We start from the raw sequence: 24,064 nt of genomic DNA, 5'->3' as shown, positions 1-24,064 counted from the left end.
CGTCGGCGGCGGTCGCGATTCTTCGGGAGTTGCCGGACGTATACGAGTACTACGTCCTGGGGGACTCGACCATCGTCTTCGACCTGGCCGACGGCACCCAGGTCGCGCGAAGCGACAAGCGCCTGAGCCAACTTGCGCCGGCCGAGCGGGATCGAGCGCGGCGCAACGTACGTGGAAGCTACTGGATCGCCTCGGCGAATCCCGATGCCGCAGCCCGCGGGCGCCAAGGACACATCGGCCGTGGGGACCTACGCCGAGCCGCATTGCTCAGCGACGGAGCGGCAGCTGTCGTCGAACGCTATGAGCTTCTGGACTGGCGTTCGGCGCTCGACGCAATGGACGAGGGCGGGCCGCGGGCGATCATCAGGGCTGCGCGTGACGCCGAGGACTCGGATCCGCTGGCTGAGCGATGGCCGCGCAGCAACGTCCACGATGACGCGACGGTGGTGCTGTGCACGCCGGACTGAAAGCGGTGTGATGAGCTACTGAAGTGGCAGTGGTTCCCCCGCTTGGGCGGGGGGACCACTGCCGTGCCGTGCGGTTGGTTCTCCGGATGCGGCGACGCTGCCGCTTTGGGCTAGGCGTGGATGGCGGGGGCCGCGTCCGGGTCTGCCGGGTCGGGCTTGCCTGCCTTGAGGATCAGGCCGCAGATGACGGCGCCGGCGGCGAAGATCCCCGCGGCCCACCAGAACGCGGTGATGTAGCTGTGGATCGCGGCGTTGGCCTGCACGAGCTGGCTGGTCGGGTTCTTGCCGACCAGGTAGTGCGCGAACGCCGTGCTCGCCAGCGAGTTGAGCAGCGCGGTGCCGATCGAGCCGCCAATCTGCTGGGTGGTGTTGACGGTGGCCGAGGCGACACCGGCGTCATGCGCCTCCACTCCAGAGGTGCCCGCGTTCATCGCCGGGGCGAAGATCATGCCCATGCCGACGCCGACGACCAGCAGCGGGCCGAGGATGTTCGCGGCGTAGCTGGAGCTGAGGCTGATCCCGGTGAGCCAGGCCATGCCGCCGCCGGCCATCAGCATGCCGAGGAAGACCAGGATCTTCGCGCCGAAGCGGGGGTAGAACTGCGTGGTGCTGATCGTCGCGGTGATCATCAGGGCGGCGACCATCGGCAGGAACGCCACGCCGGTCATCACGGGCGAGTAGCGCAGGTTCTCCTGCAGGTAGTAGTTCAGGAAGAGGAACACTCCGAACATGCCGATGCCGGTCAGGAACATCGCCAGGTAGGAGCCGCCCCGGTTGCGCTCGAGCAGGACGCGCAGCGGCAGCAGCGGGTGCGCGGCGCGGGTCTGCCACCAGGTGAAGATCGCCAGCAGCACGGCACCGCCGACCAGGAAGCCCCAGGTGCTCGGCGCGGACCAGGCATGCGATTCCGCGTTGGCGAAGCCATAGACGAGGCCGAACAGGCCGGCCGAGACCAGCACCGTGCCCGGGATGTCGAGCCGGGGACGGTCCTCGCTGCGCGGGTGGCGCGGGATCAGGGTGGCGGCGCCGGCGATCGCGAGGACGCTGATGCCGACGTTGACGAACAGCGTCCAGCGCCAGTTGAGGTACTCGGTCAGCACCCCGCCCAGCAGCATGCCGATCGCGGCGCCGGAACCGGCGATGCCGCCGAACACGGCGAAGGCGGTGGCCCGCTCCTTGGCGTCGGTGAAGGTGGTGGACAGCAGCGACAGGGCCGCCGGGGCGAGCATGGCGCCGGCGACGCCCTGGAGGGCGCGGGCGGTGACCAGCACCTCGAAGTTCGGTGCGGCGCCGCCGAGCGCGGAGGCCGCGGCGAAGCCGATCAGGCCGATCAGGAACATGGCGCGGCGGCCGATCACGTCGGACACGCGGCCGAAGAACAGCAGCAGGCTGCCGAAGGCGAGCGAGTAGGCGGTGACGATCCACTGCCGGTCGCCGTTGGAGAAGGCCAGCGCCTTCTGCGCGTCGGGCAGCGCGATGTTCACGATGGTGACGTCGAGCACGATCATCAGCTGGGCCAGGCCGATGACGGCCAGGATGAGCCAGCGCTTGGAGTGGTGCGAATCGGGTGGCGCGGTCGGCGCGGCGCCGGCTATCCGGGCGTTCGCGGCCGTCGTCTCGGTCTGAGCCATGGATCTGTCCCATACATCCGGAGGAGGTTTCTCCACTTACGGAACCGACTGTACCATGGAAGTGGAGGAACCGCCTCCATGTGGAGGATGGATTTCCACTTAGGTTCGCCGAGGCTTCGCCCGCGGCGCACTGAGGGAGGCGGGCGAAAGGTAGGAGTGACCGGTATGAACGGGAAACCCGAGGTGACAGCGCTCGCCGCGGCGAGCGCGCCGCAGCCGCGTCCGCTGCGCCGGGATGCCGAGCGCAACCGCCGGCTGATTCTCGAGGCCGCGAAGGTGGTCTTCGCGCAGCGCGGCCTTGACGCGTCGCTCGACGAGATCGCGCGGGAGGCGGACCTCGGCGTAGGCACCGTCTACCGGCGCTTCCCCAACCGGGACGCGCTGATCGACGCGCTGTTCGACGACATGGCCGACTCGATCAAGCGGATCGCCGACGAGGCTGTGACCCGGCCGCGGGGCTGGGACGGCCTGGTGTACTTCATGACGGCCCTGCTCGAATCCCAGGCGCACGACAAGGGGCTTCGGGACGCGCTGATCGCGCAGCAGGCGCACCTGCACGAAGTCGGCCGCGAGAAGAGCCAGGTGATCCGCGAGGTGGTGCAGCCGATGCTCACCGATCTCGTCAGCCGCGCCCAGCAGGAGGGCGAACTGCGCTCGGACCTGGCGCCTACGGACATCGGCGTGCTGCTCATTGCGGGCGTCTGCATGCTTGAGTTCACCGCTCCGGTGGCCACCGAGCACTGGCGCCGCCATCTGTCGATCGTCCTCGACGGCCTGCGCGCCCGGCCCGACGGCGCCAATACGCCCCTTGCCGAGCCCCCGCTCGACGACGATCAGATCGATGCCTGCATGCAGGGGTGGAAGTACAGCACGCGGGAAGTCGTCCGCGGGCGTTCCAAGGCGCCCTGATCGGACGGGCATCGCCGGACCGCCGTCGCACCCACCAGCGACAACGGTCCGGCGATGGTCTATCGGTGGCGGCCGGTCACTGGATGCTCTGCTTGGTCAGCAGCCACTGCTGGCAGTTGTATCCGGTGGGACCCCACTGGTCCGCGACGGCTCCGTTGGCGGTCGAGTTCTGATAGATCTCGAGCAGCTTGCCGCTGTTGACGTCCGTGACGTATCCGTACCCTGAGTCGCTCGCCGCGAAGGTCCAGTCCTGCGAGGACGCGCTGCCGGCCGGCTCCTGGACGGCCGCGGCTCCGTTCGCCGTCGACGCGCCGGAGACGTCCAGCAGCTTGCCGCTGTTCAGGTTCGTGAGCGTGTAGGACGTGCCCGCCGAGGTGGGTGCGATCCGCCAGACCTGGGTCGGGTTGTTCGTGTCGCCCCACTGGTCGGCCTGGACGCCGGAGGCGGTGCTCGCGTTCGGGATCTCCAGGTACTTGCCGCTGTTCCGGTTCACCAGCTTGAACTCGCCGTACGACGCGGCGCCGCTCTGATACACGTCGATGGCGTCGAGTTCGGCGTAGCTGGAGTTGTGCGTGAAGGTGATGGTGTTGTTCCCGGCGTTGAGCGTCGCGGTGAATTGAACCCATTGATACCGGGCCCAGTCCACGGTGGCCGGGTAGCTCAGGCTGAACGCCGTGCCGCCGTTCACGCTGACGCTGTGGCTGCTCGTCGCGCCGGTCCCGTTGTCGTAGCGGACATTGACCGTGTACGTGCCCGCGGTGGGCACGTTTACGTGGGTGAAGGACACGGAGCTGTCCGCGTTGTTGATGTAGCCGACCTTGCTGCCTCCGTCGGCGTCGGCATGTGAGACGACCGTGGCATCGGTGATCGTGGCGCGCTCGGCCTCGTAGTGGTGCGCGTTGAGCGGAACGCTGCCGACGCGCACGTCATTCTGGCCGCTCGTGGTGTTCTCCACGTTCGTGGCCTGATACAGCGTCAGGCCGTCCACGCTGGTGTCGAAGGACTGCGCGAAGCCCGCGAAGTAGCCGCCCTGCGTGTCCGACGCGTCGTACGTGACCGCGTACGGCATCTGCTCCCAGGAGCCCTGGCCGTAGTTGTAGTTGACGTAGAAGTTCTCGCCGCCGCTGATGTTGCCGCCGCTGTCCACGGCCCACTTCGACGAGACGATCACCGTGCCGTTGGGGCCCCCGGCCGGCACCCACCTGACGAACGGCGAAGAGCCCATGCCGCGCCCGTTCGCCAGCTTGACCTGTGTGCCGAGGCTGTTGGCGGTCCAGGTGATGCCGTCGCTGGACAGCTTGTAGTAGACCACGGCCGTGTTCAGGCTCTGACTCGGCTGGTTCACGACCTCGTACGTCGCCATGTACTGCCCGTTGCCGAGCTTGGTGACGGTGATCATGCCCGGCCGGTCGCTGTCGTCGGGGATGGCCGCGACATTGCCCTCGGCGCCCCAGGTCTGGCCGCCGTCCGTGGAGACGTGGTACGAGACCGCCTGCAGGATGCTGGTCGAGGTGTCCTTGCCGCTGCTGTCGTATACCTTCTGCCGCTCGTCGGAGAAGTAGCAGACCAGATCGCCGTTCGCGTCGAGGTTCAGCGACGGCTCCCAGATGGCGCTGGTGGTAGAGGTCGGACTCGGGTCGTAGGTCGCCGGGCCGCCGGTGTCGACCGTGCTGAGCAGGCTCCAGGTGACGCCGTGGTCGGTGCTCTTGTAGATCACGAGGCGGGTGCTCGACTTGTCGCTCGGCATGATGTTCCCGGCCAGCAGCAGCGTTCCGGCCGCGAGCCCGCCGGTGGCCTGCGGCACCTCGTAGAGGAAGGGCTGCGAGGTGCGGGTGAGCGTCGAGAAGTCGTTGGACGGGACCACGTCGGTCAGGTGCGTCCAGGTCGCTCCGTTGTCGGTGCTGCGGTAGATCGGATAGACCTGCACGCCGTTGACCCAGGTGAGCTGGTCATAGGTGACGAGGATGGTGCCGTTCGCCGAGCCGCTGTGCTTGAGCACGATGATCTTCGAGTAGGTCGCGCCGCCCTTGTCCGGGAAGGAGCCCTGGGCGGGGGAGGCGTAGACCAACGAGCCGTTGCCGGTGGTCACGGCGGCGGCGGGCCCGGCGGTCAGCACGGTGAGGCCGAGCAGTCCGGCCAGCATCGAGAGAAGCGCGATCAAGGACACGGTTCGCCGGCGGGGCATGCGGCAGCGTCGACGCATGGGTTCACCTTGCTTTCGGGTGAGGGGGAGTGGAAGCGGCGGTGGGCGGCCGGCGCCTCGGAGAGCCCGAGGTCCTGGGTAGGCACCCGCGTGGATTCCCGCGAGGAGTTCCCGCGCGGCTCCGTTAGGTTCCTACGTTGTACCTGACACTTGTACTCGTGGCGTCCCGGCGAGTCAAGGCTTCTCGGTCAACGCCTTGGCTGGGAGCTCTCCCCGACGATCAACTCGTAGCGGCAGTGCAGTTCCCGGTCCGGGAGCGGCTTGTTCGACCGCATTCGCTCCACCAGCGCGGTCACCGCGAGGTTGGCCAGGTCGGCGAAGTCGACGGCGATCGTGGTGAGGGAGGGGACGCTGAACCTGCCCTCGTCGATGCCGTCGAAGCCGGCCAGCCCGAAATCCTCCGGGGCGCGCAGGCCGCTCTCGTGGGCGGCGCGCAGCGTGCCGAGCGCCAGGACGTCGGCGAAGCAGTACACCGCGTCGGGTCGCTTCGGCAGGTTGAACAGGGTGCGGGCGGCCGCGGCCCCCATCGCCTTGCCGTACGGCGCGCCGGGGACCGTGGGCGCGAGCTGCTTCTGGTAGCGGATCCCGGCTTCACGCAGCGCGGCCTGGTAGCCGGTCAACCGCTTGACCGCGGTCGCATGCGGCGGGTCGTCCTGGCGTCCGATCACGGCGATGCGGGAGTAGCCCTGCTGCAGCAGGTGCTCGGTGATCCGGTAGGAGGCCTGGACGTTGTCGAACAGCACGTGATCGTCGCCCTGGCCCGGGTAGTCGCGCTCGCCGAGCAGGACCAGCGGCAGCCGGCGGGTCCGGGCCGCCAGCCTGGCGGGATCGATGGCGAGCGGGGAGAGGATCACGCCCTCGATCATCGGGTCGTGCAGGCCCTCCGCGGCGCTCAGCTCGATCTCGGCGTCGCCGCCGGTCTCCTCGATCAGCAGCGTGTACCCGGCGTCGCGGGCGGCCTTGATCATGGAGGCCGACAGCTCGGCGAAGTACGGGTTGCGCAGATCGGGCACGGCGAGGGCGATCACGTCGGAGTGCCCGGTGCGCAGCCGGCGCGCGGCGAGGTTGGGCCGGTAGTTGAGTTCCTCGATCGCCGCGTAGATGCGCGCCGCGGTCGCCTCCGAAGCCTTGGAGCTGACTCCGCGAAGCACATTGGACACGGTCTTGATCGACACGCCAGCGCGCTTCGCGACGTCGTGCAACGTGGGTTCGCCCACTGTTTCTCCTCCTCCGACGCCCCGTTCGAATCCGGGATTGTACTCGTCGCGACTGACGCAGCGGGTTGTCACCGCCATTGCAACGACTTGTCGATGCGCTCTTGACGGGCCAGGGTACGCCAGGTACAACGTAGGAACCAACCCGGAACCTACAGGGTGGGCACGACCGGTTCGGCGCCCCAGACCCGCGAGGAAGCACATGACTGAGCACGGCGTCGCAGTGGTGGCGCTCGACCGCGAGCAGCACCGTGGCGCGGTGGACCACCGGCTGTTCGGCTCGTTCGTCGAACACATGGGCCGCTGCGTGTACACCGGGATCTACGAGCCTGGACATCCCAGCGCGGACGCCGAGGGCTTCCGCGGCGACGTCTCCGCCTTCGTGCGCGAACTCGGGGTGACGCTGGTGCGCTACCCCGGCGGCAACTTCGTCTCCGGATACGACTGGCGCGACGGCATCGGACCGCGCGAGCAGCGGCCGCGGCGGCTCGATCTGGCCTGGCGCTCGATCGAGACCAATCAGGTCGGCACCGACGAGTTCATGTCCTGGGCCAAGGCGCGCGGGGTGGAGCCGATGCTCGCCGTGAACCTCGGCACCGCCGGGGTGCTGGAGGCGGCGGCGTTGGTCGAGTACTGCAACGTCCCCGAGGGCACCGAGTGGTCCGAGCGCCGCCGCCGCAACGGCGCGCTCAAGCCGCACGAGGTCAAGCTGTGGTGCCTGGGCAACGAGATGGACGGCCCCTGGCAGACCGGACACACCACGGCCGAGCGGTACGGCGCGCTCGCCGCCGAGGCGGCGAAGGCGATGCGGCTGGTCGATCCGGACATCGAGCTGGTGGCCTGCGGCAGCTCCTCGCACGAGATGCCGACCTTCGGGTACTGGGAATCGACCGTCCTGGAGGCGGCGGGCGAACACGTCGACTACATCTCGATGCACGCCTACTACGAGGAGCACGACGGCGACCGCGCCAGCTTCCTGGCCTCCGGCGCGTCGATGGACTCGTTCATCGAGGACGTGGCCGCGACGATCGACGCGGTCGCGGCGCGGCGGCGCAGCAAGCGGTCCCGGAAGATCAACATCTCGTTCGACGAGTGGAACGTCTGGTACCAGAGCCGCTATCCGGGCAGCGAGGCCATGGAGATCGACATCGCCGGACCGCGCATCGAGGACCAGTACTCCGCGTTGGACGCGGTGGTGGTCGGCGACCTGCTCTCCAGCCTGATCAACCACAGCGACCGGGTGAAGATCGCGTGCCTGGCCCAGCTGGTCAACGTGATCGCCCCGATCATGACCGAGCCGGGCGGGGCGATCTGGCGCCAGCCGACGTTCCACCCGTTCGCGGCCGTGGCCTCCAGCGCCCGCGGCCACAGCCTGGTCACGCGGGTCAGCTCGGCCGAACTCGCGACGCGCCGATACGGCGATGTGCCCGCCGTCGCCGCGTCCGCCACGCACGACCCGACGACGGGTGATGTCGCCGTGTTCCTCACCAACCGGGCGGACCACGCCGTCACCGTCGACCTGAGACACCCCGGCTTCGATGGCTGGACGATCACGTCCGCCCGCCACATCGCCGCCGACGACCGCGGACCACGAAACCGCGAGACCGCACCGGACGTCAGCCTCACCCCGCTCGGCACGTCCAGCTCCGAAGATGCACGCAGCACCACGCTCGCCCTGCCGCCGCACAGCTGGACCGTCCTGCGGGCGGCCACCGCGAGCATCGACTGAACGTCACCCAGCGAGGTCAAGGGAGACCACTCATGACAGAGAACGAACTTCCCCCGCGCGGGCTCTCCCGGCGCGGCGCGCTCCAGCTACTCGGTTTCGCCGGCCTCGGCACTGCTGCGATCTCGGCTCTGAGTGCCTGCGCCCCCGGCGGCAGCTCGGGTAACACGAAGGCGCTCAGCGCCGTGCCGAGTAGCACCGCGGCCAAGGGCGAGGCGACTCTCTGGTTCAACGACGACGACCTGCTGAAGGTCTTCAAGACCGTGGTTCCGTCGTTCAACGCCAAGTACCCGCAGGTCAAGCTAAACCTCGTCGGCGTCGACATCGGCACCAAGCTCGCGCCGACGCTCATCAGCGGCACCGGAGTGCCCGACGGCTCCTTCGCCGCCGACGGCGCGGTGGGCGCGCAGGCCGCCGAGCTCTACGACCTGACCAGCCTGATGAAGCCGTACGTCGCGGACACCGTCCAGTACAAGCTCGACGTCAACACGGTCGGCGGCAAGCTGGTAGGCATTCCCTGGGACACCGATCCGGGCCTGTTCTTCTACCGCGAGGACATCCTCTCCGCGGCCGGCGTGGACCCGGCGCAGCTGACCTCGTACGACGCGCTGCTGGACGCCGCCCGCGCGGTGAAGGGCAAGAACCCCAATGCCCGCCCGATCCCGCTCGAGCAGGACCCGAACCTCGGCATGCAGTGGCTGATGATGCTGGTCAGCCAGCAACAGGGCTCCGGGCTCGTCGACGCGCAGGGCAATCTGACCATTGACACTGACGCCTATCGCAATGCCCTGACCTGGATCAAGAAGGTGGCCGACGAGAACCTGGGCGCGCGCTGCAAGTTCGCCAGCACCGCGCAGATCGCGCTGGCCGACAACGGCACGATCAGCATCGTGCCGTGGGCGATCTGGTTCAACTTCCTGGTGCAGACGGCGCTGACCAAGAGCTCCGGCAAGTGGCGGGTCAGCCAGCTGCCCGCGTGGAAGTCCGGCGGCGCCCGGTCCGGCGTGATGGGCGGCAGCTCCTTCATCATCCCGGCCAAGGCAGCGCAGCCCCAGCTCGCCTGGCTGTTCTACGAGCACGCGATCTACAGCCCCGAGGGCATCAAGCAGGTCTTCGGCCCCAACACGGTCTACCCCAACGGCCTGAACACCGCGCTGCCGTCGGTCAAGAGCGCGCTGAGCGGCCCGTCCCTGTTCAACGCGCTGCCGCAGCTGGGCAAGACCTCGCTGTGGGACGTGGCCGCCCAGGCCTCGCTCGGCATCCCGGCCGGCTACCACGTGCCGACCTGGTTCAACCAGGCGGCCAATTACCTCGGCGCGAACCTCCAGCTGTTGATGGACGGCAAGATGTCGGTCGACGATGTGATCAAGCAGTCGGTGTCCGGCATCAAGACGAACCTCGTCCAGCGCGCGTAGTGAGGGCGGCATGTCTTTGCTCGAGTGGAACACCTCGGCGCCACGGACCGGTGAGCCGGCCCGTGGCACCAGGCCGCCGGCGTCCCGGTCCGCGCGGACCCGGCGCAGGCTGCCGCGCGACTGGTGGTGGGGCTACCTCTTCATCGCCCCGTTCTTCGTGATCTTCGCGGCGTTCAGCGCTTACCCGATGATCTACGCGCTGGAGCTGAGCTTCAGCGACTGGCACGGCGCGGGCCGGCTGCACTGGGTCGGCTTCGGCAACTACACCTACCTGCTGACCAATCCGCAGTTCTGGTCCTCGCTGGGCAACTCCGGCGTGATGTGGGTGCTCATCGTGCCGCTCCAGACGGTGCTCGCGGTCGCCGCGGCCAGCCTGCTGACCAGGGCCAGGCTGCGGTTCACCAAGTCGCTGCGCACGATCGTGATCATCCCGTACGTGACGCCGCTGGCCGCGATGGCCCAGGCGTTCATCCTGATCTTCGACAAGAACTTCGGGGTGCTCAACGCGATCCTGCGCTTCTTCGGGCTGCCCGCGGTCGGCTGGCTGACCACGACCAGCTGGGCCAAACCCTCCATCGCCCTGTTCATCCTGTGGAAGACCAGCGGCTTCGCGCTGATCATCATGCTGGCTGCGGTGCAGTCCATCCCCGAGCACCTCTACGAGGCCGCCGCGCTCGACGGCGCCGGCGCCCCGCGGATGTTCTGGTCGATCACCGTGCCGATGGTGCGCAGGCACATCGGCTTCTTCCTGGTGATCTCCACGCTCGGCATCTCGCAGATGTTCCTGGAGCCCTACGTGCTGACCCAGGGCGGTCCGTACAACAGCACCACCACCTCAGGGCTCTACCTCTACCAGCACATTCAGAACTCCGACCTGGGCACCGGCGCGGCGAACTCCTTCCTGCTCGTCGTCCTGGTCTTCCTGCTCTCGCTGATCGCCGTGCGGGTGCTGCGCTCGAAGGAGGAGCAGTGAGTAGCGCGTTGAGCGTCCCCTCGGTCCGGGCGCGCCGCACCGAGCCGGCGGTCCGCTTCCGCCGGGCCCTTGGCTACCTGGCGATGCTGCTCGCCGCCCTCGCCTTCCTCTACCCGATCTACTGGATGGTGACCTCGTCGCTCAAGCCGGGCGTGAGCATCCTGGACGACCCGCTCGGCTTCAACCCGGCGCAGGCGACGCTGCGCAACTGGACCGGGATGTTCGCGAACGTCCCGATCGTGCACGCGTTCATCAACACTCTGATCGTGGTGGTGGTCAAGGGCGGCGTGCTGATGGTGTTCAGCCCGCTGGCCGGCTACGGCTTCGCGAAGTTCGACTTCCCGTTCAAGAACTTCCTGTTCGGGTTCGTCCTGCTCACCCTGATGCTGCCGACGCTGGTGCTGATCGTGCCGCTGCTGCTGGAGATGAGCCAGATCGGCTGGATCAACAGCTACCAGGCGCTCATCCTGCCCGGCGCGGTCGACGCGTTCAGCGTGTTCTGGATGCGGCAGACCATCGAGCAGATCCCTGACGAGCTGATCGACGCCGCGCGCATCGACGGCGCGGGACCGCTGCGGGTGTTCCGCTCGATCTGCGTCCCGGTGCTGCGCCCGGCCCTCGCGGCGCTCGCGGTGCTGTCGCTGTTCAACATCTACAACGATCTGGTCTGGCCGATCGTCGCGGTCAACGACCAGCGCCACGAGACCCTGGCCATCCTGCTCGCCAGCCTGACCTCGAACGTGAGCGGGGCGCAGGGCAGCACCAGCAGCGCGGACCTGTGGGGGCAGCTGATGGCGGCGTGCACGTTCGCGACGATCCCGACGATCCTGCTGTTCGTGTTCCTGCAGCGGCACTTCATCCGCGGCCTGCTCGCCGGGAGTTCCCGATGAGCGGTGCGGGCGGTGCCGGCGGTGTGGGCGGTGCGGCGGCTACGGCGAAGGTGTTCCTGCATCCGGCCTTCGTGGTCGGCGAGATCGACCGGCGTATCTTCGGCAGCTTCGTCGAGCACATGGGCCGCTGCGTGTACACGGGCATCTACGAGCCCACACACGCCACCGCGGACGCCGAAGGATTCCGCGGAGACGTCTCAGCCCTCGTCGACGAACTCGGGGTCACGCTGGTGCGCTACCCCGGCGGCAACTTCGTCTCCGGCTACGACTGGCGCGACGGCATCGGACCGGTCGCGGACCGACCCACCCGGCTGGACCTGGCCTGGCGGACCGCCGAGCCGAACACTGTCGGCACGGACGAATTCCTGCGCTGGGCGGCCCGCCGCGGGCTCGACCCGATTATGGCGGTCAATCTCGGCACCGCCGGCGTGCGCGAGGCCGCCGAGCTCGTCGAGTACTGCAACGTGGCGAGCGGCACCACTCTCGCCGATCTGCGTGCGTCCTATGGGACCCCGGCCCCACACGCGGTGCGCACGTGGTGCTTGGGCAACGAGATGGACGGCGACTGGCAGATCGGGCACACCACGGCGGAGCAGTACGGCCGGCGCGCCGCCGAAGCGGGCAAGGCGATGCGCATGGTCGATCCCGAAATCGAACTAGTCGCCTGCGGATCCTCCTCGCGGGAGATGCCGACGTTCGGCCGGTGGGAGGACACCGTCGCCGAACTGACCCTCGACGTCGTCGACTACCTGTCGATGCACGCGTACTACGACGGAACCCAGGCGCGCCGCGACTATCTCGTCTCCGGGCACCGCCTGCACCGGTTCATCGAGGACGTCGTCGCGACCGTGGACGCCGTCGCGGCACGCCGAGGCTCCGGGCGCAGGCTCCAGATCGCCCTGGACGAGTGGAACGTCTGGTCGTCCGCGGCCGACGTCTCCCCGGCCGGCCTCGCCCGCGACCTCTCGCTGACCCCGCCGCGGATCACCGAGGACCCCTATCAGAGCCTGGACGCGGTCGTGCTCGGCGACCTGCTCATCAGCATCCTCAATCACGCCGACCGGGTCAAGATCGCCTGCCTGTCGCTGCTGGTCAACGTCAGCGCACCGATCCTGACCGAGCCGGACGGACCGGTCACCCGCCAGACCACCTTCCACCCGTTCGCCGCCACGGCCCGCCTGGCCACCGGAACCGCGCTGCGCACGGCGGTGGAGTGCGCGCCGCTGACCACCGACCGCCACGGCACGGTGCCCTCCGTGGCCGCCGCCGCGACCCTCGACCGCGCGGCGGGGCGAGCCGCGGTGTTCCTCGCCAACCGCGGGCCGAATCCCGCCGAAGTCACGATCGATCACCAAGCGTTCGGCGATTGCACGCTGCTCGCGGCCCGCACCCTCACCGCGCACGACGCGGACGAACTGCGGTCCATCGACGGGACACTCGTCGAACTCAAGCGGATCGAGACCCGAAACCGCGCCACGACTGCGGTGCTCCCCGCCGAGTCGTGGTCCGTGATCGAACTGGAAACGCGTAACGCTTGACCGTAGTCCGGTAAAGGCCAGCTACTGTTTGCGGAACGTGCACGTATCGTAGTTGTCGGGATAGCGGCACAGCAGGATCGGGGACGACACACTGCCCTCGACGAGCAGGCTCACCTGCGGCCTCGGATCCTCAGGCGTGGCGAGGTCCGGGAAGAACAACTCGATGTACCCGTCTGTCTGCCCGTCGATGGTCCAGTATCCGTGCCCGTTCGCCGGGGGATTCTGCATCGTGCGGGCATCGAAGATGTTCGGCATGTCGACGAACTTGAAGTCACCGCCGACGCTGTCGTTGAAGGCGTTCTGGCTCGTGATGTGGGAGGGCGAGAAGACGATCATCGCGCCAGCCTTGTCCTTCCAGGTGCCGGTCAGCGAGAGCTGCCGAAGCTGGTCGGCCTTGAGTAACTGAAGCGGCTTGTCGACGGCCCGCAGAACCACGATGCTGACGACCCCCAGCACAAGACCCGCACCCGCGATTCCGGCGAACCAGGCGAGTCCACGCGCTAGACGCGCCCGCCGCCGAATCGTGCCCGTGCCCGTGTTCGTGTCAGTCGCCATCGTCATCCTCGCCACCGCCGGCCGGACCTACCGGCCGGGAGTACCGTGCGCCCCGTGTGTGTATCAGAGGACGCACAATACTCCCGGCCGGTTTCCGGCGATCGCGCTTGCGAAAGCGCCGACGGCGCCAATCGAGCCGAGCAGTATGCGCGCAGCGGACGGGACGGCCGATCTGTAGGGAAGAAGGGGGCGCAGCTGACCGGCCGGCCGTAGGCTGATGGCGAGCGGCGAGAACGCAGCGCGCTGATTCCGAAGGGGAAGTCGTGACCCAACGCCCCAGCTGGGCGCCGGACGAGGTGGACATCGAGCGGCCGGCTCCAGCCCGTATGTACGACTACTACCTGGGCGGAAGCCACAACTTCGCGGCCGATCGGGAGCTGGCCGAACAGGCGATGGCGGTCTGGCCGGACTCGCCGCACATCGCGCGGGCCAACCGGGCGTTCCTGCGCCGCGCCGTCGCCTTCGCGGTCGAGCAGGGAGTCAGCCAGTTCCTCGACCTGGGCGCTGGAATTCCGACAGTCGGCAACACGCACGAGGTGGCTGCGCGGCTCGCCCCGCAGGCGCGCACCGTGTATGTAGACAACGACCTGGTCGCGGTCGCGCACAGCCGCAGCCTGCTCGACGGGGTCGCCAACACCATGGTCGTGCACGCGGACCTGCGCGATGCCGACTTCGTGCTGGAGCAGGCGCGCGGCCTGCTGGACTTCTCCCAGCCGGTCGCGGTGTTGACGTTCGCGGTGCTGCACTTCGTGCCGGACGAGGACGACCCGGCCGCGGTCGTCGACGCCTACCGGCGCGCGACCGTGCCCGGCTCGCTGCTCGCGCTAACGCACGCCACCGACGACTTTCAACCCGAGCGGCTGCGCGACATGGAGAACGTCTATCGCAGCGCCAGCGCCGGGTTGACCGGTCGCAGCCACGCCCAGATCACCGCGCTGCTGCCCGGGTACGAACTGGTTCCACCCGGCCTGGTCTGCATGATCCACTGGCGGCCGGATCCCGACGCCGGGCCCGATCCGCTCGACGGCGATGTCAGCCGCTACTCGGCGTACGCCGCGGTCGCCGTTCGCAAATAGGGCTCGGCTTCTTTCCCGCAGGATGACGGTCTGAGGCGCCTCGACGCGCCGCGGAACTCAATCCGCGGCGCGTCGAGGTGTGCGCATGGTGCGTCAGCGCAGGTGCGCCTCGATCGCCTCGATGATGCGCGGGCGCAGTTCCGAGGCCTGGATGACGGCGTCGACCGAGCCGACTCGCACGGCGCGCTGAATGTCGTGCACGCGGTCGAATTCGGCGGCGACTTCGCCGAGCTTCTCGGCGCGTACGGTGGCGCGCAGCTCGTCCAGCTCGGCGGTCAGGGCGGCGCGCTCGGCGCCGGTGGCGGCGGTGATGCGGGCCTCCAGCTCGCGTAGCCGTGGGTCGTTGGCGGTGCGGGTGTTGACCTCGCCGGAGAAGACCACGGCGGCGGCGGGGGCGCCGCCGAGCACGGAGGCATAGGAGCCGTCGATGGCCAGGACGGTCATGTTCGGGTTCAGGGCCTTGGAGAAGACCACGAACGCGCCGCCGTGGTAGCGGGAGATCACGCAGAAGACGATCGGGCCGCGGAAGTTCACGATCGCGCGGCCGATCTCCGCGCCGTACTCCAGCTGGAGCTTGCGCATCGACTCCGGGGAGCCGTCGAAGCCGGAGAGGTTGGCCAGTACCACCAGGGGCCGGTTGCCGCTGGCCGCGTTGATGGCGCGGGCCGCCTTCTTCGAGGACTGGGGGAACAGCGTGCCGGCGGTGTAAGTGTCTGGTCCGTCGGTGGGCGGGAAGCCGCGGCGCGGCACCGGCCGCGATTCGATGCCCAGCAGGCAGACCGGCATGCCGCCGAGGTGCACGTCCTGCACCGCCGCGGTGTCCGCGTCGGCCATGCCGGCCCAGCGCTCGAGCACCGGGTGGTCCTGGTCGGAGAGCGCGCGCATGACGGTGCGGATGTCGAAGGGCTTCTTGCGGTCGGGGTTGGCGGTGGGGGAGAAGATCTCGCCGACGGTAGTGAAGTCGCTGCCCTCGATGACGTGAGGGAAGCTGGAGACGTCGCGGTCGCGCGGGTCGCTGGTGGTGGCCCGGCGGGGCGCTTGGTCGCCGGGGGCGATGTAGGTGTGGTCGTAGTGCGCCATCAGGACGTCGCGTGCGGCGGTCAGGTTCGGTGCCCAGTACTGCGCCTGGCCGTTGGGGCCCATCACGCGGTCGTAGCCGCCGATGCCGAAGTTGTCCTCGGCCGACACGCCGCCGGAGAAGTCCAGAGAGTGTTTGCCGGTCAGCACCATCGCGGAGTCCGGGGTCATCACCAGGATGCCCTTGGTGTGCATGAGCATCGTGGCCTCGGCGTTCCAGTACGGCTGCGCGCCGACGTTGATGCCGGCCACCACGATGTTGATCTCGCCGCCGTCCTGGGTGAACTGCACGATCCGCTTGAGCGCGGCTGCCACCCAGTCCATGTTCTCGGTGCCGGACTCCATGGAGATGCGGGCGCCGGCGGAAAGCGCGTACCACTCCAGGGGCACCTGCATCCGTTCGGCCAGGTCGAGGGCGGCGATGACGCGACGGCATTCGGGTTCGGACAGCGCGCCGAGTGCCTTGGTCGGGTCCCCGAGCAGGACGACGCGGGTGACGCCCTGCGGGTGCAGGGCGGTGGGGGTGGTGACCAGGCCGGCGACGATCGCCGCCGAGTTGAGTCCCTTGGGGCGGTTGACCGGGACCAGTTCATGGGCCTCGTTGAGATCGTGCTCGACGAAGGTGCCGAGCATCCCAGTCAGCTCGTAGGGGTAGACCGTGTTGCGGCTGGCCGCGCGCAACACCTTCTGCCGATACGCATCCAACGGCTCGATCAGTTCGTCCGAGGGCTCGCCGATGGTCAGATGGCTGCCGCCGGCGACGTCGAAGGAGACGCGCATCGCGACCTTCTCCAGCGCCCCGGTCTCCGGGTCGCGCTGCCGGCCGATCAGCAGGATCTCCTCGAGCCCGGCGCCCGCGGTGGTCGGCAGCACGCGCGCGGCGATCGTGTCCAGCTCGGCGCGGGTGATCGTGCTCGGCGGCCACACGTAGAGCACGATCCGGTTGGTGGGGAACCGGTTCTTCTCCGGACGCCGCGAATGCGCGCGGCGGATCGAGTCGACACAGGCGGCCATGGTGTCCTCCGCCGTCGGCAGCGCTACCAGCCTGCCGTCGTGGTCGCGCAGCTCGGTCAGGTCACGCACCTGCGCGAACGCGACCAGCCTGTCGTCCGCCGGGTCGTTCTTCGCGACGCATCGGAAGAGGTAGACCTCTTCGTCCGAGGAGGGCAGCCGGGTCAGGTCGAAGTTGCGCAGCCGCTCCAGCTGCATCCGCTGCGCGATGTACGGGTGCAGGCCGCGGATCAGCCGCTCCTCGCTCATACCCGCGTCTGAACCCGAAGGCCGGAAGGTGAAGTGATGGTGCATCACCGCGCGGCCGCTGCCCGCGACGGTCATGGTGACCCTGCGGACCTGGCTCGGCAAGGGCTGCGCGTTGAGAACCTCGTGCAGCGCGGCAGCCATCGCGTCGAAGCCCTCCGGCTGCTTCTCCCAGGCGAGGTAGACGTCCGCGTCGACCTCGTCGGCGGCGCCGCTCGCGACTTCGGCCAGACCGCGCAGCGCGGCGCCGAGCGAGTCGAAGCCGATGGCGGTGGAGACCAGGCGGGATCCGGCGCGCTCGGCGACGACGAACCGGCAGTCCGCGGCGTCGACCGTGCGCACGTGTACCAGGCCCTTGTTGCCGTAGTAGCGGCGGGTCAACACCTCCAGCATCGGCGCGTGGTCGAACCCGTTGCGGCCGAGCCGCTGGCCGAGCAGCCGCACCAGCGGCTCGGTGCTGCCGACCATCGCGGCGATGTGCTCGGCGCGGTCCGGGGCATCCGGGTGCTCGTCGAGGTAGTGCAGGTGCTTGCGGACCTCGACGTAGACGCGGGCGCGGTTGCGGCGCAGCAGCGGCTGGCCGAGCCAGGCGAACACGATGCCGCGGGCGAGGTCGGCCACCACCGGGAAACGGACCTGGGTGGCGGCGATCAGCCGCTCCAAGGCGAGGCCCACCGGCTCGCGCAGCGCCTCGCCGGGCGGCGCCTCGCGCAGCCACTCGCGCAGCAGCGTCACCACCACCGTGGCGTCGGACGTGCCGCGCTGCAGCGCCAGGAAGATCCGGAACACGGCCTCTTCCAGCTCCGGCGTGCGGTCCAGCCCGGTGACGCCGTAGTGCCCAAGCGCCTTCGCCAGCTTCGCCTGGAACGAGGCCGGCAGCCCGGCGCGGTCGACATCAAGGCTCTGCAGATAGGTGTGGAAGTGCTCGCGAGCACTGTGCACGTGGCTGTCGCCGCTGCGCTCCTCGCCCACCGGCCGGTTGCGGCTCAGCTCGCTGAGATCGGCGAACACGGACAGCAGCTCGATCTCCTCGGCGAGCGGGCGCTGTCCCGCGGCGGCCAGCTCGGCGCGGGCGGCCAGGTAGTCGGCGAGCACCCGGTGCTCGTCGTGCGGGTCCACGTCGAAGCCGAGCAGGAGGCTGCGCAGGTCCTGGATCCCGCGGCGGATCCGCTCGCCGGCCGGCACCGCGGACGTCCCGGCGGGCAGTTCGAGCTCGACCGCCTCGCTCGCGACGGCGTTCTGCGCCGCGGCGTCGCCCTCGTCGGCCAGCGGCTCAAGCCGCAGCAGCGGCGCGCCGGTCTCGACCTGGCTGCCTACGGTCACCGCGCATTCCTTGAGTCGCGCGCGGAACGGTGCCCGCAGCACCGTCTCCATCTTCATGCTCTCCAGCACCAGCACCGGAGCGCCCGCCTCGACCTCGGCGCCGACCGCCAGCGGCGTCGCGACCACGAGCGCGGGGGCCGGGGAGCGCATGACGCCGCCCTCGTCGCGGCTGACCCGGTGCGCGACCCCGTCCACCTCGACGAAGTGGGTCGGCCCGTGCGTGTCGGTGACCAGCCGGAACCGGGCGCCATTGACGACGATCTGGCCGGTGTGCTCGTCGAACCGGTCCAGCTCGACGTCCGCGGTCTGCGGCTGCGAGCCGGCGCCGCTGTCGATGCCGACCCGGAAGCGGTGCGCACCGATACGCGCGACCTTGACGCGATAACTGGCGCCGCGCAGCTTCAGATCGAGTGGCCGGCCGCTCTTGTGCTGCACCTGCGGCCGCCCGCCGAACGCGGTCGACAGCAGCCGCTGCCGCTCGACCCGCTCCTCTTCCTCATAAGCCTCGATGGCGGCGGCGGCCAGCGCGACGCCGGAGTGCCGGTGTGTGACGAGGCCGCCCGCGGCGCGGACGCGGTCGATCCAGCCGGTGTCCGCGGTGGCGTCGATCACGTCCGGCTGGTCGAGCAGGTCGAGCACGAAGCTCTTGTTCGTCGCGCCGCCCTCGATGATGACCGTGGTCTCGGTCATCGCCCGGCGCAGCCTGCCGAGGGCCTCCTCGCGATCGCGGCCGTAGGCGATGATCTTCGCGATCATCGAGTCGAAGTCGGCCGGGATGGTGTCGCCTTCGCTGACCCCGGTGTCGACGCGGATGCCGGGCCCGGCGGGCAGGTCGAGCCGGGCGATCCGGCCGGGGGAGGGGGCGAAGTCGCGGTCGGGGTCCTCGGCGTTGAGCCGCGCCTCGATCGCGTGCCCGCGCTCGACCGGCCGCTCGCCGCTCAGCTTGCCGCCGCAGGCCACGTGCAGCTGGAGCTTGACCAGGTCGATGCCGTTGGTCGTCTCGGTGATCGGGTGCTCGACCTGGAGGCGGGTGTTGACCTCGAGGAACGCGAACAGCTTCTCGCCCGGGTGGTAGAGGAACTCGACGGTCGCCGCTCCGCAGTAGCCTACCGAGACCGCGAGCCGTTCGGCCGAGGCCTTCAGTTCCGCCGCCTGCTGCGGGCTGAGCACCGGCGAGGCGGACTCCTCGATGATCTTCTGGTTGCGTCGCTGCACGGAGCAGTCGCGCACGCCGACCGCCCAGGCGGTGCCCTGGCCGTCGGCGATGACCTGGACCTCGACGTGCCGCGCCCCGGTGACCAGCCGCTCGAGGAAGACGACGCCGCTGCCGAACGCCCGCGCCGCCTCCTGGCTGGTGCGCTCGTAGGCGTCGACCAGCTCGGCCTCGTTCGTGATGACGCGGATGCCGCGCCCGCCGCCGCCCGCGGTGGCCTTGAGCATCAGCGGGTAGCCGATCTGCTCGGCCGCGCGTACCGCCGCCTCCAGGGTCTCGACCGCACCGCGGCTCCACGGCGCCACCGGGACGCCGACCTCCTCGGCGATCAGCTTCGCGCCGATCTTGTCGCCGAGCTTGCGCATCGCCTCGGCGTTCGGGCCGACGAAGGTGACGCCGATCCGGTCGCACAGCTGCGCGAAGGCCGGGTCCTCGGCGACGAAGCCCCAGCCCACCCAGGCGGCGTCGGCCCCGGTCTCCACCAGCGCGCGTTCGAGCAGCTCCAGGTTGAGGTACGGCCGGGCGGCGGCCGGTCCCAGGTCGTAGGCGAGGTCGGCCTCGCGCACGAAGGTGGCTGTCCGATCGACGTCGGTGTGCAGCGCGACCGTCTCGATCGGTGTACCGGTCTCGGCGGCGAGGTCCCGGACGGCGTGGATCAGCCGCATCGCGGCCTCACCTCGGTTGACGATGGCGACGCGAGTGAACACCGATACAAGCCTTTCTTGTGGCCAACGAACAACCGGGGACCGCGTCCCCGGACTCCTGCCGATGACAGTCTTTCGTGAACCGGCTGGTAGCGGAACTTGGGTAGCGCGGCAGGCCGGGCTACCGATTTTTGTGGAGAGGAGCCAAAAGTCTCCGGTGCGCCGGTAGAGGACGGCTAAGGTGCGAATCGGGTCGGCCGTCAGCGACCGGTACCGTGCTAGGCGGCGAAGATCTTCTCCAGATAGGCGTCGGTCAGCTCGCCGGCCCGCGCCCGCGCGGCTTCTTCCTGCCGGACGGCCTCCGTGAGCAGGTCGGCCGGATCGATGCCACGCTCACGCACTTGCGCCTCGCCGCCGTTGCCGAGCCACAGCTTGATGTCCACCGCGGTGACCTCGGGATGGAACTGCACGCCGAGGCTGCGTCCGATCCGGTACGCCTGTACGGCGGCCGGGTTGCGGGCCAGCACTGTCGCGCCGGGCGGCGGGGTGAAGGTGTCGAAGTGCCATTGGAACCACGGGCCGGGGGAGATCAGGCTGGGATCGTCAGGCTCGACGGCGGTCCAGCCGATCTCGGGATGCGGGGAGAGCGCCACCGAGCCGCCGAGTGCACGGGCCAGCGCCTGGGCGCCGAAGCAGATGCCGAACACCGCGCCGCCGGACGTCGCGGCGCGCGCGAGCCAGTCCAGCTCGGGCACGAGCCATCGCCCGACGGCGGCCTCGTCATACGCGGACCATGGCGCGCCCATCGGGACGAGCAAGTCGTACTCGCGGTGGTCCGGGAAGGAGAAGTCGACGTTGGGCGTGTCGTACCGCTCGGCCGGTACGATCAACGCCTCGTCGACCTGCCAGCCGCGCGCTCGCAGCGACTCGCCGATGAGGCCGGTGGTGGAGAAGGCGTCGTGCAGGACACAGAGGGCGCGCAACAGTGCCTCCCAGGCGGTGTGTTCGGGTGTCGGGGGCGACGACGTTGACGTTACTGCGCGCCGGGTCGACCGAAGCGGCTGAGCGGGTAGGCAAAATTTGAGGATTATTCATGTTCTCCTCTTTCCTGCGCCGCCGGGTCCGGAGATCCTCTGAGGGCACTGGTATCAGGCCACTCACAAAGGATGAAAGCGATGCCCACACCGCTCGGCGGCCGCCGCACCGCCGCCTCGCTCACCCTGGCACTCACCGCCGCGCTCGCCCTCGGCTCCGCGGATCCGGCGCTCGCCCAGACCGCCCGCCCGGCCGCATCCACCGCGGTGACCAGCGCGGCGACCACAGTCACCTACGCCCAGTGGATCTCCGACGTCACCGCGGTCACCGACCAGGCTCAGGCCTATCTGACCGGCGCGCTGGCCTCGGTGCCCGCCGGCGAGAAGCCCGCGATCGTGCTCGACATCGACAACACCGCGCTGGCCTCGTACTTCAGCTCGACGTACCCGGTCCCGGCGACGCCCCCGGTGCTCGCGCTGGCCAAGTACGCGGCCGCGCACGGCGCGAAGATCTTCTTCGTCACCGGCCGCCCCGATGTCATCGACGCGTTCACCGAGTACAACCTCACGACGGTCGGCTACCAGCTGGACGGCCTGTACAGCCGCAACCCGATCCAGCTGTTCGAGTCGCTGCAGACCTTCAAGACCGGCGCGCGCCAGCAGATCACCGCCGACGGCTACACGATCGTGGCGAACATCGGCAACAGCCAGAGCGACCTGGACGGCGGCTACGCGCAGGCGACCTTCAAGCTGCCGGACTACAACGGCCTGCTGGACTGACCCTGCCGGACCGGCCTCGGCTCGTGGCGACGAGTCCGCAGCCGAGGCCGGTCAACGCGCTGCCGGCCGGTCCTGTCTGAGCGCCCTGATTCCTAGGGGACGGATTGTGCGCGCCTTGATTCTGCGCGCCCTGAGTCTTTTCCACCTCGATCCGGGTCAACCGTTGACTGATCAACTTAGGGTAGCCTAACCTAAGTTCTCACCTTCCCGGTTCGTATTCGAGGTGATCGCGCATGCCCACATCCGATCAGCTGCTCGCCCTGTTACCGCAGGCGGCGCCGCTTCCGTCCACCCCACTCGGCTCCTTCGAGGACAGCGCGGTCGCCTGGACCACCTGGGTCACCCTGATGGGGTTCGTCGGCGTGACCGCTCTGTCGTTGATCTCCACGGGCCCGGCGGCCGGTCGGCTCAATGCGGCCACGCTTTCCGCGGTGACCAGGCGTCTTGCCCGAGCCGCGATCGTGCTCGGGGCGCTCGCGGTGCCCGCGGTGCTCACCTCGCTGGCGCACTCCGGCAAGAAGGGCGGCTACAACTACGCGACCGCCTGGAAGTCCCTCTTCGACGGCACGACGGACGGACTGCTTTCCGGCCTGGAAGTGACGCTCCTGCTGGTCGGCGTAGTCGCGCTCGTCCCGCTGGCGCTGCGCTCGGGCGCGCCGGGACCGGCCCGGCGATGGCTGCTCGCGGCGAGTCTCAGCGCCGGAACCATCGCGCTCGGCACCACGAAGTTCCCCGCCAAGGCGCCTAACAACCTAGGCCGCAGCATCTTCGAGACCATCGTGTGGATGCTGCACCTGGTCGGCGGCGCGATCTGGCTCGGCGGCCTGGCCGGCCTGGCGCTGCTCACCCTGCCCGGCGCGATCGCCCCGGCGGACCGGCACGCCTTCTGGTCCCCGGCGATCCGCCGCTTCTCGGCCACCGCGATGAGCTGCGTCGCCGCCGTGGGACTGTCCGGGCTGTTCCTCTACTGGGAGCACGTGGACGGCCCCTCGCAGCTGTTCACCACGATGTACGGGCGCGTACTCGGCGTCAAGATCCTGATTTTCGGGGCGCTGCTGCTGCTCGGCGCCGCCAACCAGTTCTGGCTGCACCCGCGGATCGACGCGCTGCGGGCGGCCGGCGACCACCGCCCGCTGCGCACGATCCTGGTGCGGCGGTTCCCGGCAGTGGTCGCCGTTGAGACGCTGCTGGGCCTGGCGCTACTGTTCGTCGCGCCGTTCCTGCACGGCTCCGCCCGCAACCAGGCCTACCAGGCCGATCTGGCGCGCAACGCCACCGGCCCGCTCGGCAAGCTGCCGAAGCTCCCGCCGAAGGAGGCCGTCGCCTCCACCTGGACCCTCGGCGTACTGGAAACCCTCGCCGTCATCGCGGTGATGGTCGCCGGCTATTGGCTCTCCGGGCGCCTCGCCCGACGGCGCCGGGTCACCGGCTCCGTGCGGCCCGAGCCCGGCGTATAGCAGGCCTCGTCATCACGGATTCGGCGAGTCGCGGAAGATGCGCAGCCGCGATTCGCCGATGCGTTCGCGCAACAGCGGATCGGTCACACCCAGGCCTTCGTGGGGGGCGAGGCAGAGGACGCCGACTTTGCCGGCGTGCGCGTTGAGCTGCACCGAGCGCGTGGCCTCGGCGATCTGCTCGAAAGGGTGCACGCGGGAGAGCGCCGGGATGATCAGGCCGAGTTCCAGCAGCCGGTTGGCTTCCACTGCTTCTTGGTAGTTGGCGCCGTGGCTGCCGATGACCCGCTTGAGTTTCATCCACAGGTAGCGGTTGTCGTAGTGGTGCTGGTATCCGGTGCTGGAACCGCAGGTCACGACCGTGCCTCCCCGGCGTGCGACGAATACGGACGCTGAGAAAGTGGCTCGCCCTACGTGTTCGAAGACGACGTGCGGGTCCTCGCCGACCTGCTTGCGGACCGCCGAGCCAAGGGCCCGCCACTTCTCCGCCGAGTCGGCGCCGTCCTTGTCAGTGAATCCGAGTTCGTGGCGGTCGATGATGTGGTGGCAGCCGAGGTGGTGCAGGAGTTCGGCTTTGTGGGGGTTGCTGATGATGCCGATGGGGATGGCGCCGGCGCGGTGGGCCAGTTGGACGGCGTAGGAGCCCAGGCCGCCGGTGGCGCCCCAGATCAGGACGATGTCGCCG

The 24,064-nt window shown here is 69.4% G+C and carries 16 protein-coding genes and 1 pseudogene; 10 read left to right on the top strand and 7 right to left on the bottom strand.

What is annotated here, in order from left to right:
- Positions 1–467: pseudogene (locus VFA06_RS23590) on the top strand (hypothetical protein); the annotation flags it as partial.
- Positions 468–577: 110 nt separating this feature from the next.
- On the opposite strand, the gene VFA06_RS23585 reads toward VFA06_RS23590, so the two are convergent.
- Positions 578–2,098 carry an MFS transporter gene (locus tag VFA06_RS23585; RefSeq protein WP_324842884.1) on the bottom strand — a complete coding sequence of 507 codons (1,521 nt, stop codon included), beginning with the start codon at positions 2,096–2,098 and terminating at the stop codon, positions 578–580.
- 165 nt (positions 2,099–2,263) lie between these two features.
- Between VFA06_RS23585 and VFA06_RS23580 the strand changes: the two genes are divergently transcribed.
- Positions 2,264–3,007 carry a TetR/AcrR family transcriptional regulator gene (locus tag VFA06_RS23580; protein WP_324842883.1) on the top strand — a complete coding sequence of 248 codons (744 nt, stop codon included), beginning with the start codon at positions 2,264–2,266 and terminating at the stop codon, positions 3,005–3,007.
- A gap of 76 nt (positions 3,008–3,083) precedes the next feature.
- Here VFA06_RS23580 and VFA06_RS23575 read toward each other — a convergent pair whose 3' ends face one another.
- Together VFA06_RS23575 and VFA06_RS23570 are read right to left on the bottom strand one after the other, a co-directional pair.
- Entirely contained in the window at positions 3,084–5,174 is a 2,091-nt protein-coding gene (locus VFA06_RS23575) for an RICIN domain-containing protein (RefSeq protein WP_324842882.1), read from the bottom strand.
- A gap of 224 nt (positions 5,175–5,398) precedes the next feature.
- Positions 5,399–6,427, bottom strand: a complete 1,029-nt coding sequence (locus VFA06_RS23570; RefSeq protein ID WP_324842881.1) for a LacI family DNA-binding transcriptional regulator — start codon at positions 6,425–6,427, stop codon at positions 5,399–5,401.
- Between the two features lie 199 nt (positions 6,428–6,626).
- On the opposite strand from VFA06_RS23570, the gene VFA06_RS23565 reads away from it, so the two are divergent.
- Genes VFA06_RS23565 through VFA06_RS23545 form a run of 5 tightly spaced genes read left to right on the top strand, consistent with a single transcriptional unit; the run spans position 6,627 to position 12,966 of the window.
- The gene (locus tag VFA06_RS23565; RefSeq protein WP_324842880.1) at positions 6,627–8,153 is read left to right on the top strand and encodes an alpha-N-arabinofuranosidase; all 1,527 of its coding nucleotides are present in this window, start codon (positions 6,627–6,629) and stop codon (positions 8,151–8,153) included.
- 32 nt (positions 8,154–8,185) lie between these two features.
- On the top strand, positions 8,186–9,565 hold the full coding sequence (locus tag VFA06_RS23560; RefSeq protein WP_324842879.1) for an ABC transporter substrate-binding protein: 1,380 nt from the start codon (positions 8,186–8,188) through the stop codon (positions 9,563–9,565).
- 10 nt (positions 9,566–9,575) lie between these two features.
- Entirely contained in the window at positions 9,576–10,538 is a 963-nt protein-coding gene (locus VFA06_RS23555) for a sugar ABC transporter permease (RefSeq protein ID WP_324842878.1), read from the top strand.
- Positions 10,535–11,428 carry a carbohydrate ABC transporter permease gene (locus tag VFA06_RS23550; RefSeq protein ID WP_324842877.1) on the top strand — a complete coding sequence of 298 codons (894 nt, stop codon included), beginning with the start codon at positions 10,535–10,537 and terminating at the stop codon, positions 11,426–11,428. Before VFA06_RS23555 ends, VFA06_RS23550 begins: the two co-directional genes overlap by 4 nt.
- Entirely contained in the window at positions 11,425–12,966 is a 1,542-nt protein-coding gene (locus VFA06_RS23545; RefSeq protein WP_324842876.1) for an alpha-N-arabinofuranosidase, read from the top strand. Before VFA06_RS23550 ends, VFA06_RS23545 begins: the two co-directional genes overlap by 4 nt.
- Positions 12,967–12,987: 21 nt before the next feature.
- Here the strand turns inward: VFA06_RS23545 and VFA06_RS23540 are convergent, their stop codons facing one another.
- A complete protein-coding gene (locus tag VFA06_RS23540) occupies positions 12,988–13,521 on the bottom strand; it encodes a hypothetical protein (RefSeq protein ID WP_324842875.1) in 534 nt (177 codons plus the stop codon).
- Positions 13,522–13,784: 263 nt separating this feature from the next.
- Between VFA06_RS23540 and VFA06_RS23535 the strand changes: the two genes are divergently transcribed.
- A complete protein-coding gene (locus VFA06_RS23535) occupies positions 13,785–14,597 on the top strand; it encodes an SAM-dependent methyltransferase (protein WP_324842874.1) in 813 nt (270 codons plus the stop codon).
- 93 nt (positions 14,598–14,690) lie between these two features.
- Here the strand turns inward: VFA06_RS23535 and VFA06_RS23530 are convergent, their stop codons facing one another.
- Positions 14,691–20,174, bottom strand: coding sequence for a carboxyl transferase domain-containing protein (locus VFA06_RS23530; RefSeq protein WP_324842873.1), 5,484 nt, complete (start codon positions 20,172–20,174; stop codon positions 14,691–14,693).
- A gap of 215 nt (positions 20,175–20,389) precedes the next feature.
- Positions 20,390–21,094 (bottom strand): type 1 glutamine amidotransferase, encoded by a 705-nt coding sequence (locus VFA06_RS23525; protein WP_324842871.1) that lies wholly within the window; start codon positions 21,092–21,094, stop codon positions 20,390–20,392.
- A gap of 192 nt (positions 21,095–21,286) precedes the next feature.
- Here VFA06_RS23525 and VFA06_RS23520 point away from each other — a divergent pair, with 192 nt between their 5' ends.
- Both VFA06_RS23520 and VFA06_RS23515 read left to right on the top strand, forming a co-directional pair.
- Positions 21,287–21,925, top strand: coding sequence for an HAD family acid phosphatase (locus VFA06_RS23520; RefSeq protein WP_324842870.1), 639 nt, complete (start codon positions 21,287–21,289; stop codon positions 21,923–21,925).
- Positions 21,926–22,158: 233 nt separating this feature from the next.
- Entirely contained in the window at positions 22,159–23,382 is a 1,224-nt protein-coding gene (locus VFA06_RS23515) for a CopD family protein (protein WP_324842869.1), read from the top strand.
- 12 nt (positions 23,383–23,394) lie between these two features.
- Here VFA06_RS23515 and VFA06_RS23510 read toward each other — a convergent pair.
- Positions 23,395–24,064 (bottom strand): zinc-binding dehydrogenase (locus tag VFA06_RS23510; protein ID WP_324842868.1); only part of this gene is annotated, 670 nt, incomplete at its 5' end.

Source organism: Actinocrinis sp., assembly GCF_035653575.1.
GTDB lineage: Bacteria > Actinomycetota > Actinomycetes > Streptomycetales > Catenulisporaceae > Actinocrinis.
The sequence above is the reverse complement of the archived record's forward strand: the minus strand, read 5'-3'. Positions and strand labels throughout refer to the sequence as shown.

Excerpts from the sequence above, each read along its gene's own strand:
- VFA06_RS23585 (WP_324842884.1), bottom strand. The coding sequence starts at position 2,098 with ATGGCTCAGACCGAGACGACGGCCGCGAACGCCCGGATAGCCGGCGCC.
- VFA06_RS23580 (WP_324842883.1), top strand. The coding sequence starts at position 2,264 with ATGAACGGGAAACCCGAGGTGACAGCGCTCGCCGCGGCGAGCGCGCCG.
- VFA06_RS23565 (WP_324842880.1), top strand. The coding sequence starts at position 6,627 with ATGACTGAGCACGGCGTCGCAGTGGTGGCGCTCGACCGCGAGCAGCAC.
- VFA06_RS23560 (WP_324842879.1), top strand. The coding sequence starts at position 8,186 with ATGACAGAGAACGAACTTCCCCCGCGCGGGCTCTCCCGGCGCGGCGCG.
- VFA06_RS23555 (WP_324842878.1), top strand. The coding sequence starts at position 9,576 with ATGTCTTTGCTCGAGTGGAACACCTCGGCGCCACGGACCGGTGAGCCG.
- VFA06_RS23545 (WP_324842876.1), top strand. The coding sequence starts at position 11,425 with ATGAGCGGTGCGGGCGGTGCCGGCGGTGTGGGCGGTGCGGCGGCTACG.
- VFA06_RS23540 (WP_324842875.1), bottom strand. The coding sequence starts at position 13,521 with ATGGCGACTGACACGAACACGGGCACGGGCACGATTCGGCGGCGGGCG.
- VFA06_RS23520 (WP_324842870.1), top strand. The coding sequence starts at position 21,287 with ATGCCCACACCGCTCGGCGGCCGCCGCACCGCCGCCTCGCTCACCCTG.
- VFA06_RS23515 (WP_324842869.1), top strand. The coding sequence starts at position 22,159 with ATGCCCACATCCGATCAGCTGCTCGCCCTGTTACCGCAGGCGGCGCCG.